A 12,529-nucleotide genomic window follows, 5' to 3' on the forward strand; every position below is an offset into this window, starting at 1 on the left:
CATGCCGCAGCGCCTCCGCTAAAATCCAAATACCGCCGTTGCCTGTGGATTATCCAGCTTATAACTTTGCCTTTTCCCCCCAACAATCACATGCACCATATTGGTTTGTGTAGCATGCTGCTCGTATAATACATCATTGCGCACCTCCACTTTCTTAGGTGCCGCCACATGCCCCACTTCCAGAAAGCTCCAAACAGCGTCCTCCTCAATCTTATAACCAATGAACTTCAGCGCCACCGGCTTCCCATCCACTTTTACAGATAAATGCTGCTGCAGGTAGGCCGCAATAAAACCCTCCACCTGCTTGCGGTTAGCCGGCTTGATAATATCAAAAGATGTCTTAAACTGTTTTTTAAGCGTTTTCTCCAGGTCGTCCGTAAAAATGCGGGTACTCACCTCCAACTCCTGATGGGCCGCATTATGGGTTATTTCTGTTACGCTGGCATAAAAAGGATGCATCGCCAACACAATACCTACCCACCATTTACATAGTAATAATCCCACTAGCAAAAAATTTTAGGAAAAATTAACTTTTTGGTTATATAATTACAAATTTAGATAAAAGTAGTGCAATGGATGGTTTGTATTTTCAGTTGGGCTGGCAGCACATTATTAATTGGGACGCCTATGACCACATCTTGTTTATCATAGCCTTGTGTGCCATGTACCTGCTGCGCGACTGGAAGAAAGTCCTGATCCTGGTGACAGCATTTACCATCGGGCATTCCATTACGCTGGCACTGAGTGTATTAGATGTAATCCACGTGCCAGGCGATATTATCGAATGGCTCATACCCGTAACCATCTGCATCACCGCAGCAACCAATATCATTCGTAAAGACAGTGAACCGAAAAAATTGCAGCTGAATTATTTCTATGCCTTGTTTTTCGGCCTGATACACGGTCTGGGTTTTTCGAACTACCTGAAAAGTATGCTGGGCGCACACACCAATGTCGCCGGGCCACTGCTGGGATTCAACCTGGGCCTGGAATGTGGGCAGATCGTAATTGTGATGATAATTTTAGTAATCTCCGGAGTACTCGTCAACCTGGCCGGAGTAAAGCGCCGCGACTGGAACCTCTGTGTTTCCTCAGGTGCTTTCGGGATCGCCCTCGTAATGGTGATCGAAGGAGCAAGAGCAATGTTTTTGAATTAAGTATTTTATACCGTTTATGAGAAGAAGTATATTCCTGCTTGGAATCTTGTGCAGCAGCACCTTTGCCCTGCATGCACAAAATAATCCCGGCTCTAACCATGGCAACCGCTTCGAGCAACTGGGCACTATGCTCCAGACGCCTAATATGTACCGCTCTGCCTCCGGTGCACCAGGACCTAAATACTGGCAACAAAGAGCCGACTACGACATCGCCGCCACACTCGACGATGACAAACAGCGACTCACCGGTGCAGAAACAATCACCTACTACAACAACTCACCCGATCCGCTCACCTACCTCTGGCTGCAACTGGACGAAAACCAGCACGACGCCAAAAGTGAACTGCAGCAGATCAACAGTAGCCGCATGTCTGATAAAATGAACATGAGCGCTATCAATAACATCCTCAAGGAAGATAAAGACCTCGGCGTAAAAATCGCCAAAGTAACCGACACCAACGGTAAACCAGTGCCCTATACCATCAACAGCACCATGATGCGGCTGGACCTGGCCCAACCACTCATGCCCGGTGAAAAATACCGCTTCAAGGTAGAATGGTCCTATAACATCCCCGACCGCATGACCGTTGGCGGCCGCGGTGGATACGAATACTTCCCGGAAGATAAAAACTACCTCTACACCATCACCCAGTGGTATCCACGCCTCGCCGTGTATTCCGACTTCCAGGGATGGCAGAATAAACAATTCTTTGGCAGCGGCGAATTTGCCCTCACATTCGGCAACTTCAAAGTACGCATGACCGTTCCTGCTGATCACATAGTAGGCGGTACCGGTGAATGCCAGAACTATAAAGACATGCTGACACCTGCCCAGTTCCAACGCTGGCAGCAGGCACAATCCAGCAAAACACCCGTGGAAGTAGTTACCCTCGACGAAGCGAAGAAGGCCATGAAAGGTCATGCTTCCAGCACAAAAACCTGGGAGTACGAAGCCAGCAACGTGCGCGACTTCGCATGGGTATCCTCCCGCCGCCTCGTTTGGGACGCTATGGCTACCAACGTGGAAGGCAACAAGGTACTGGCCATGTCGTACTACGGCCAGGAAGCCTATCCGCTCTACAACCGCTATTCTACCAAGGTAGTAGCACACACCCTGCAATCCTACTCTAAACATACCATTCCATACCCTTATCCGGTGGCCATCTCCGTGGAAGCTGCCAACGGTATGGAATACCCGATGATCTGCTTCAACTACGGTCGCGCTGATAAAGACGGTACCTATTCTGAAGCCACTAAAAATGGTATGATAGGCGTAATCATTCACGAAGTAGGTCATAACTTCTTCCCGATGATTGTTAACTCCGATGAGCGCCAGTGGACATGGATGGATGAGGGTCTGAATACCTTCTGCCAGTTTATGGCAGAACAGGAGTGGGATAGCAATTTCCCTTCCGGTCGCGGCCCTGCGCATAAGATCGTAGACTACATGAAAATGCCGAAAGACCAGCTGGAACCTATTATGACCAATTCTGAAAACATTATCAATTTTGGTCCTAATGCCTACGCGAAACCTGCAACAGGCTTAAATATCCTGCGTGAAACTGTGATGGGCAGAGAGTTGTTTGATTTCGCGTTCCGTGAATACGCACGCCGCTGGGCATTTAAGCACCCAACACCGGCCGACCTGTTCCGTACCATGGAAGATGCTTCAGCGGTAGATCTGGACTGGTTCTGGCGTGGATGGTTCTTTGGTACAGAACCTTGCGATATCGCACTGGATACTGTAAAATGGTATCGACTCGATTCCAAAAACCCGGCAGTAAATAACAAAGAAGCCCAAGCCGCCTACGATAAAAATATGGATCACGTGGCTCGCCGCAAAAACAAAGCGGATGGCGTAAAATATGTGGTGGACCAGGATGCTGAACTGCAGGACTTCTACAGCAAATATGACCGCTTTGCTGTGTCTAAAGAAGACCAGACCGCATTCAATAACTACTACAACAGTCTCACACCCGCTGAGAAAAAGCTCTACGACAGCAAAAAGAATTTCTATGAGCTCACGTTCAATAACAAAGGCGGTTTGGTAATGCCCATACTGCTCGAGTGGACCTTCGCAGATGGTACGAAAGAAGTAGACCGGATTCCGGTTTACATCTGGCGGAAAAATGAAAACCAGGTAACAAAAGTATTTGCAAAAGATAAACAGGTAACCAGTGTGCGACTGGACCCATACCGCGAAACAGCGGATATTGATGAGTCCAACAACAGCTGGCCGCGGGAAGCCGCACCTTCACAGTTTGAACTGTTTAAGGGCAGCAATACCCCACGAGGGGCCAGCACCGGTGATAATCCGATGCGTAAGGCAAGAAATTAAGAAAAGCAGCAGCAATGCTGCTTTTTTTTTTAGATATTTATTGTTGCATAAATATGATTTCCGTTATGAGGACACTCTTGTTTTTTATTTTAACATTCGTGGTGCTGCAGGCCTGCCAGGCAGCACAGGTGGATACGATTGCCATTCCCAGTGCAGCCATGCACCGCAGTTTCAAAGCAGTGGTGATTACACCGCGCAGCTATAAAAATGGCGGTGAGCGTTATCCGGTGGTATACCTGCTGCATGGCTATGGCGGCAATTACAGCAACTGGATCAATAAAGTACCCGCCCTCCGGGAACTTGCGGATCAATATAATTTCATGATCGTATGCCCCGACGGCGCCATCGGCAGCTGGTACCTGGATAGTCCGATCGACAGTAACTGGCGGTTTGAAACCTATGTTGGTACGGAGATACCGGCCTACATTGATCAGCATTATCAAACAGTTCCGTCCCCTAAAGGTCGTGCCATCACCGGTTTAAGTATGGGCGGTCACGGCGGTTTATACCTCGGCATCCGCCACCAGGATATTTTTGGCGCGGCCGGTAGTATGAGTGGAGGCGTGGATTTCAGGCCTTTCCCTAAAAACTGGGACATCGTAAAACATCTGGGAGATCCCGGCCCTGATGGCGCTAACTGGACCGACTACACGGTAAGTATGCAGGTGGAAAAGCTCGACAGCACCAGCAAAATGCCGTTGATTGTGGATTGCGGTGTCAGTGATTTCTTTATTGATGTGAACAGAAGTCTGCACCAGTCATTGCTGCGACGGAAAGTACCACATGATTATATTGAAAGACCCGGCGCACATAACTGGGAATACTGGAGCAATGCTGTGCAGTACCAGATGTTGTTTTTTCACAGGTTCTTTCAGCAGTAACTTTTTCTGCGGTTATTCGGGGCCAGAGGTACTGATAACCGCAGTTTCGCCTCACAGTAAAGCAAGCACGCAACCAGGCTTACTGACACCGACGGCTCAGCACAAATTATTAAAGCAGGTAAAACCTGCTTATTTTTGAATATTAATTGTAATCGATTGCATTTTTTGTATGAAGAAGATAATCCAACTTACCAGCGCCCTTGCGTTTACCTGCATAATTGCGCTCCAGGCTACGGCCAACGGTCCCAAACCGAAGAAATTCCTGCACCCTGCGATCCTCAATACCAAGGCTTCACTTGACCTGATCAGCAAGGAAGTGGATAAAGGAGACGCGGTACGCGTGGCTGCCTATAAAAGGGTCGAAGAGTTTATTGAACGCAGTGATTATCCTACCTCCTTTTTTGCAACGGTGGTAGTAGGCTCCAATGGTGCTACTTCCCCATCCAAGTCACAGATCCGGCGGGATGCAGAACTCGTGTATGCGTATGCGTTAGCCTGGGCCAAAACGGGTAAACCGGAATATGCGGAGAAAACCATTGGTTTAATTAATGGCTGGTCCTATGCGTTTAAAAACTATGACCTGCTGAATGCCGCTACCAATAAGCGTCAGCCTGGTCTGGAGGCTTGTTGGACTACCCCGGGTTTTGTTGCTGCCGCAGAAATTATGCGTCATTACAAAGTGAATGGTAAAAATGCCGGTTGGAAAGAGGCTGACATTGCGCAATTTGGTAATTACCTCCGCACGGTGGTAGGGGATTATATCAATATCATGCCCATTTATAATAACAACTGGAATGCCTCGCAGGGCTACGCCAAAATGGCCATAGGCATCTTCCTGGATAGTACTGCTTTATACCAGGAGGGGTATGATATTACTGCGAAGTTTATGCCCATCGTAATTAAGGAAAACGGGGATATTTCTGAATATTGCGATCGTAAAGACTGTGTACACTTTCAGTATTCGCTCACTGCATTTTCCTACGCAGCCCAGCTGGCTCAATTGCAAGGGGATAAATCCCTTTGGGAATTTGGGGAGAGATTAATGGCAAAGGGGTATGATTACATGCGTAAAGCCTGGGATAATCAGGCGGAGTGCTCCTTCTGTTCTGCTAACAGTAAGATTTTCCCGGGTTTGGAGGTTGCTGCTAATTACTATAAAACTACCAACCTCGATTACCTCCGTCAGTTGCAGGCACCATTAGGCTGGCCGGGGGATTATACTTTTTTAGGATTCACTACGTATACCCATTACCGTATTCCGTTTAAGTAATAGCGTACCGCAATAAAACCAAAGGCATCAATAGAACAAAAAGGGTCGTCTAAAGATTAGACGACCCGTTCAATAATGCTAAATATGTCCTAGTTGTTATGAAAGTATTATTGTTGCAAGAGCTTTAAAAGAGGGCCGTAAGTAAGAGTACAAACGGCCTTTAGCATCTTGTATGTGACCTATGTATTAAACGTTAAGTTGCTTATTGTTTATCCCACCAAACACGGGTGTTAAAGTTGTTGGCACCTTGTGTGTTGATAGCGTCTGTATAGTTCTTGGCGTTGGCACTGGCTTCTACAGCGGGATATAGCATTCTTCTTGGAATCTGTCCGCCATTGTTATCACCAGGATAAATTACTGGTGTCAACTTAGGGAAATCAGTTCTTCTCCAGTTACTGAATACTTCGTACCAATCAAGGAAGCTGGCAGCCCAGTATTGGGTGTTGATTTGCTCCAGACCAGTAGCAGGATTGTACGGATGAGCTGTCAGGTAGGTGGTAGCTGCCCCCTCACTGATATTAGCCGCAGCATCATATTGTTTCAGTTGTGTCATGGCTGCTTTCACACCATTTTCATAGTGCGTAGCGGCATTAGCTCCTACATTCCATCCACGTTGTGCGGCTTCTGCCAACAACAATTCGGTTTGTGCATAAGTTACCAGAGAGGTATAACCATCCAGTTTCGCAAAAATGTCTTTACGAACAGTGGAGTAGTTGGCAATGGTATCTTTAAAGCCAGGTGCTTTGTGTACATCGTTAGCAGTAGTAGCACCATTTTCATCGTAACCATTTGGTAAGCCTACCTGGTTGGCAGGTGTTTTATCGCCGGTCAGATTGATTTGTGCATACACTCCGAGGCGTGGATCGTTGTTGTTTTTCAGGAAATCAACGAAGGTTTTGCTCAGGTAAACGTTTCCTTTACCTACTGCATCCCACTCCCCACCGATGATGTTACTGTTTCTGTTTACAGTAGCACGGCCACCGGCACCATTGTGGCTTACGTTAGCGTTATCGTCGATGGACGCGAACGTACCGCCGGTATATGCTTTCTCTACCCAGGTTTTTGCAGTGGCTTCTTCTACCTTGGTCATACGCATACCCAGGCGTACCATCAGGGAGTAAGCCAGTTTTTTCCATTTGGCTAAATCTCCGGCGTAGATGATATCTCCTTTGCCTATCACATCTTTAGTGGCATCCAGTGCTTTGGCTGCTTCATCCAGCTCCTTCAGCATGTCCGCATAGATGTCTTTCTGTGTATCGTATTTTGGGGTGGTAGTATTTTCCAGATAACCTTTACCAGCTTGGCTGTAAGGCACCATGCCGTATAGGTCAGTCAGGCGGTGATAAATCAAAACACGGGTGATCCTGCTGATATTGTAAAGGTTGATGGCACCAGGTTTACCTTTCGTTTGTGCAATTACATCCTCGATGTATTTAACCTGTGAAGGATATGCTACCTGGAAGTAAGAGGCGGCAAACCCATCGCTGCGGGAATATTTATCGCCGTTATACCATCCTGTAGTAGATGCCATTTGTTGGGTCATCAAACTGAGGTAAATAATGTTTACACGCCATGTTTCGAAGCTGAAGTCGTTGTTACCAGTGAATTCCAGTTGCGCCCTGGTAAGGGAATAAATTGGAATGGTAGTTTCGGCAGAAGCACTGTTAGGATCAGTGTTCAGTGATTCGAAGTTTTTAGTACAGGACGACAAAAACGTCAGTGCCGGTACGGCCAGTAGTATAGTATATTTCTTTAATGATTTCATGTTGCTGTTTTTTGAACTTCGTACAAACCCTTAATTAAAATTTCACGTTCAGATTCAGGCCATAAGAGGCGGATGTTGGAACACCTGCATATTCCAGACCCTGACCAACACCAGAGGTGTAAAATGACTCAGGATCAATGTTTGGCACATTCTTCTTGATGTAAAACAGATTTCTACCTACCAATGAGAGACTTAAGCCACCAATTTTATTTTTGAAGGCGCTGGCAGGGAAGTTATAAGTAAGGCTAAGTGAACGGAACTTGATGAAGTCTGCATCATATACTTGTAAAGCAGAGATAGTAGCAAGACGGGCGTAGTAAGTCTGTGCATCTTTCTGAACTGAAACCGCTTTACCAGTTGCATCTACACCGGTTACAGTAATACCCGTTTCGCGGCCTGGGAGCGTTTCTTTATGCAGACCCAGGCTGTACGCTGTAGAATTGGTACCAGAGTACATTACTGCACCATCTTTGAAGTCAATGAGGAATGAAAGGCCGAAACGTTTATAGTTAAATTCGTTGCTCCAACCACCGGTGATAGGCGCTACTGCAGTACCCAGGTATTTGAGGTTACCTGCCTGTGGCAGGCCGTTATCGAGGATCAGGTTTCCTTTATCATCTCTCAGGTAATCAAAACCTGTGATCTGGAAGGCTGGTAATCCCACCGCTTGTTTTACATACGCACGCTCCGTTCTGGATTCGTCCATCTGTAAGTCTGGCTGGCCATCTGTCAGCTGCACTACGGTGTTCTTGTTGTTAGTGAAGTTTACAGTGGTAGTCCAGCTAAAATTGTTGGTTTTCACTGGAGTAACGGCAACTAACAGTTCGATACCAGTATTCTCGATTTTACCGAGGTTCACATATTTCTTATCGTACCCGGAAGTATAGGAAATACTACTTGCTACGATATCATTGTTAGTAGCTCTTTTATACCAGGCGAAGTCAACGCTCACCCTGTTACGCAGGAAGGAGAGTTGTGTTCCCACTTCATATTCCGTGGCCATCAGTGGTTCCAGCGCTTTATTCGGTATTTCTGTTGGCATACTGCCGATAGGAGCACCGTTGATGGAAGCGCCGGCAAGTGTAGCGTAGTAGAGTTGTGTTTTCTGTGGTTCAGCATCGCCACCCACTTTTGAATAACCTGCGCGGATTTTTGCAAGGCTCAGCCAATCAGTTTTGATTGTTTCGGAAAGCAGGTAAGAAACACTGGCAGAAGGGTAGTTGTAAGAATTCTTTCCGTTAGGTAATGTGCTGGACCAGTCATTACGATCTGTCAGGTTCAGGAACAGCATGTTTTTGTAAGACAACTCTGCTGATGCGTACACGGATTGGATTTCTTTGTTTGGAGTAGTGAGTGACGGCACTACGGAGCTACCAGTTGCAGGACTGTATACATTTTTATATGCCAGCCCATCCGCATTCATGCCGATGTTTTTAACATCCTGTTTCATGAAGTTACCACCTACGTTTGCGCTCACATTGAAGTGGCTACCCAGCTTTTTATTGATGCCAGCCATCAGCTCAGCATTCAGCTCGTTGAAGGTATTAGTTTGATCACCGAGCAGCTTACCGTCATGCTTAAAGGCAATACCATAAGGCCAGATGCTAACACTGTTAAAGCTATAGTTATCATTGCTCAGGCGACCCTGGAAGAATAACCAGTCAGTAGCCTGGTATTTCAGTGTACCCGTTGCCGTAGTCCTGTTTTTATTGGTCAGGTTAGTGGCTTTGGCCGCAGCAAAGTATGGGTTGGTGTTATATTGGTTTGCGTTGAATTCAGTTTCGAAGTCTGTCAGCGGATCCCATCCTGGTGCGAGTGATTTTGCCGGTACGTTATTCGGCAGGAACATAATCGCAAAGTTACCATTGGCTGGTGCATCACTTACGTTGGAACGATTGGCACGCTCTTTAGAATAGATGATGTTTACACCACCGGAAAACTTGTCGCTCAGCTTGTAGTTCAAATCCAATGCAACGTTATTACGTTTGTAGTAGGAGTTTGGATATACGCCCTGGTTTCTAAGGTCTCCCAGTGACAGGCGGAAGGATGCCATTTCATTACCGCCGGAAATAGCTACAGTATTGGAAATAGTATTTCCTGTTCTGTAAAAGTCCTTGAAGTGGTCGTCTGCAACATTGGCATAAGGAGAGTTTGTGCCATTGAATAATGGGGTAGTGGAACCATCGAGTTTAGCGCCCCAGGAAGATAAACCAGTTGCTTTAGCACCACCGGCATCGGTTGGCTTGGCCCCCTGTGTACCCTGACCATACTGATCCTGGAAGTCGCGGAAGTCATGTACCTTATCAATTGTGAAATTGCTGTTCACCTCTACACCCAGTCCTTTACGGGCTTTGCCGGATTTGGTGGTGATGAGGATTACGCCACCCAGACCCCTGGAGCCATACAGCGCTGCTGCGGGTCCACCTTTGAGGACGGTAATATCTTCAATATCATCCGGGTTAATGCTGGCCATACCATCTCCCATATCGGAGCCGCCATATTTACCAGGATTACCCATGTTCGTGTTATTATAAGGTACCCCATTTACCACATATAATGGCTGTACAGTACCTGCTACCGATACAGTACCACGGATACTTACCCTGCTGGAACCACCGGCACCAGTAGAAGGAGCGGTACTGTTTACACCAGCTACCTTACCAACCAGCGCATTAGCTACGTTGATTTCACGGGCTTGGGTAAATTCACTGCCCTTCACTTTGGTCATGGCATAACCAATGCTTTTTTCCTCTCTCTTAATACCCAATGCAGTTACTACCAGCTCATTCAGCCCGGTAGCACCCTCTTCCAGGGCTACATTCACCTCATCGCTGCTGCCTACGGTAATTTCCTGTGAACCATATCCCACAAAGCGGAATACCAGTACGTCACCAGCTTTGGCGGCCAGCTTGAACTGACCATTCACATCTGTTTGTGTACCTTTTGCAGATCCTTTGATCATTACTGTAACTCCGGGGAGTATGGAGCCTTTAGCATCTTTTACAGTACCATGAATCTCCTTCTGCTGGAAGTTAGCATGCAAAGCAGTAGCGTTAGCCACCCTTGCAGCGGAAGCGGCAAAAGCATTGTCAGTAATCGCGGCACTCAGCGTGAGCCCGGCTACTGCACATACTTTTACAAGGCGTAGGTTTGTTTTCATACTTACCTAATTTTGATTTTGGTTTGGATAAATGTTTATTTAAGACCCCCGATGCACAAGTGAACCGTCCTTCATAATTGAGTAGTCAGTGAAATCTTACAGGTCAAAGGGATACATCAGGTCTAATAATTCGTATAGTCGTTATCGTTACAGTTATTTTTATTTTGATCGCTATATAGTAGTCGGGGCTAAATTCATTTGGTACCATCCAATCTTTAAAAAATTGCAAATTTTTTTTGCAAATTTTTTGAAGTGTAAAATTTACACATTTGTATATCCAATAAAAAAGCCGGTCCTTGATAAGACCGGCATTGATTTTTTATGCACGCGATTCAAAAAAGAGATTGTTATTATTGTTTTGGATCCCACCACAAATGAGTACCACCCACATCTTTCGGCTCGCTCAACAGGCCAATAGCCCGCTGCACCGCCGCATTGTTGGTTTGATACTCATTGCTCGGAAAGATGGCCCTTCTCACAAAATCTGTTGTACTGATCTTTCCACCACTATTATTAATCACCACAGGGAACAGCTTAGGGTAACCGGTTCTTCTGAACTCACTCCACGCTTCCTGCCCCTCCGGATAATTGGCGATCCATTTCTGTGTGATCACCCGCTCCAGGTTTCTTTCGAAAGATGCTGCCGCATCCCATTTGATAGTGATCGTACTCAGATAAGGAGAACCCGTAGCAACATCGTTGCTGCCAGCCGTAATAGCCTTAGGGTCTCCATAAGCCAAAGGTTTGGCAGTACTGTTATTAATATAGGTATCCGCACCAGCCAGCTTGTACTGGTCAAACGATACCCGGATGCCCTGCTCGTAATTGGCCTGGGCACTGCCGGCATTGGCCCAGCCACGCAGCGCCGCCTCCGACTTCAGAAACCAGGCTTCCGCAGCCGTCATCAGCTGAATCTTACTGGCAAAATCAGCCAGCTTGGAATAACCCACATAACGTTCCTTCGCATCTATATTTATCCCATTTCGTATACCCTTGTACGTACCTGTTACAGCAGCGTCCGTGGCAGTACGGAAGTATTTGGGTAACCGCGGATCTGCATAGCCGCCCATGATCGACTCCATCGGTGCCCCCATGCGGATATCATCCCATGAGCCGTTAATGGTATTCAATGGATGGGTAGTACTGCCTATATCCACCAGGAAATTGTCGCTCGCATCCAGCAGCAAACCCGCCGGATCGGCCAGCGCCGCCTCGCCTTCCTGCTTCGCTTTGGCCGGATCTATACGCACGATACGCAACGCAAGCCGCAAGCGCAGGGTGTTGGCAAAACGCAGCCATTTGGTATAGTTTCCCCCATACACCAGGTCAGCCTTTGCAAACAAAGTGCTGGCTGTTTTACCGGCAAAAGGTGTCAGTTGTGCCACCGCATCTTTCAGGTCCGTGAAAAACGCATTATAAGCCTCCTGCTGACTGTCAAAATCAACGCCGCCTTCTGCATTAGGAGTATTATATTTCGTGTAAATAACGGGCCCGTATATATCACTGATCCTGTGCATCGCCGCTACCCGCAGAATTTCCGACATCCCTACCGCATCGGGCAGTTGTTTCTCTTTCGAAAACTGCAGGGACTTATACAACGGATTCATCACATTGGCGTATGCAATGGTGAATGCGGAACTTGTCCAGCCATCCAACAGATTGTAATTCAGGTTGTTACTGTTGCCGGCAAAGGGCGTCGCACTCATCATATACCCGCTGAATACATCCCCCAACAGGTTCTGTTGCAACTGAAAGGAAGGTACCGGCTGGTACAGGTAAATACTGCGCTGCGCCTGCTGCAACTGCGCCGCTACGATGGCATAGTCGCCCTGCAGATCGATATCGGTAGACCCGTAAGGGTTCTTGTTGATCTCTTCAAAATTCTTTGTACAGCTGCCAAAACTAAGTATCGCCGCAACTGCCAACCCTGCTATCTTCAATGATTGAGAATTCATAGC

Annotated in this window: 8 protein-coding genes; 4 read left to right on the forward strand and 4 right to left on the reverse strand. The window is 47.0% G+C overall.

The features are described 5' to 3' along the window. Positions 1-18 precede the first annotated feature (18 nt). Positions 19-504 (reverse strand): DUF6702 family protein, encoded by a 486-nt coding sequence (locus KW844_RS17505; protein WP_218378069.1) that lies wholly within the window; start codon positions 502-504, stop codon positions 19-21. 68 nt (positions 505-572) lie between these two features. Between KW844_RS17505 and KW844_RS17510 the strand changes: the two genes are divergently transcribed. The 4 genes from KW844_RS17510 (at position 573) to KW844_RS17525 (ending at position 5,646) form a co-directional block, all read left to right on the forward strand. Beyond that, positions 573-1,157 (forward strand): HupE/UreJ family protein, encoded by a 585-nt coding sequence (locus KW844_RS17510; RefSeq protein ID WP_218378070.1) that lies wholly within the window; start codon positions 573-575, stop codon positions 1,155-1,157. Between the two features lie 16 nt (positions 1,158-1,173). Continuing rightward, a complete protein-coding gene (locus KW844_RS17515; RefSeq protein ID WP_218378071.1) occupies positions 1,174-3,495 on the forward strand; it encodes a M1 family metallopeptidase in 2,322 nt (773 codons plus the stop codon). A 65-nt stretch (positions 3,496-3,560) separates the two neighbouring features. Then, complete coding sequence (locus tag KW844_RS17520) at positions 3,561-4,376, forward strand: alpha/beta hydrolase family protein (RefSeq protein WP_218378072.1); 816 nt, start codon at positions 3,561-3,563, stop codon at positions 4,374-4,376. Positions 4,377-4,545: 169 nt separating this feature from the next. Next, entirely contained in the window at positions 4,546-5,646 is a 1,101-nt protein-coding gene (locus KW844_RS17525) for an alginate lyase family protein (protein ID WP_218378073.1), read from the forward strand. A gap of 202 nt (positions 5,647-5,848) precedes the next feature. On the opposite strand, the gene KW844_RS17530 is transcribed toward KW844_RS17525, so the two are convergent. From KW844_RS17530 to KW844_RS17540, 3 genes are all read right to left on the reverse strand, one after another. Then, entirely contained in the window at positions 5,849-7,411 is a 1,563-nt protein-coding gene (locus tag KW844_RS17530; RefSeq protein ID WP_218378074.1) for a SusD/RagB family nutrient-binding outer membrane lipoprotein, read from the reverse strand. Between the two features lie 34 nt (positions 7,412-7,445). Continuing rightward, positions 7,446-10,571 carry a SusC/RagA family TonB-linked outer membrane protein gene (locus KW844_RS17535; RefSeq protein WP_218378075.1) on the reverse strand — a complete coding sequence of 1,042 codons (3,126 nt, stop codon included), beginning with the start codon at positions 10,569-10,571 and terminating at the stop codon, positions 7,446-7,448. Between the two features lie 350 nt (positions 10,572-10,921). Beyond that, positions 10,922-12,526 carry a SusD/RagB family nutrient-binding outer membrane lipoprotein gene (locus KW844_RS17540; RefSeq protein ID WP_218378076.1) on the reverse strand — a complete coding sequence of 535 codons (1,605 nt, stop codon included), beginning with the start codon at positions 12,524-12,526 and terminating at the stop codon, positions 10,922-10,924. Positions 12,527-12,529: the final 3 nt, after the last annotated feature.

This window comes from Chitinophaga sp. sic0106, from assembly GCF_019219075.1.
Taxonomy (GTDB): Bacteria; Bacteroidota; Bacteroidia; order Chitinophagales; family Chitinophagaceae; genus Chitinophaga.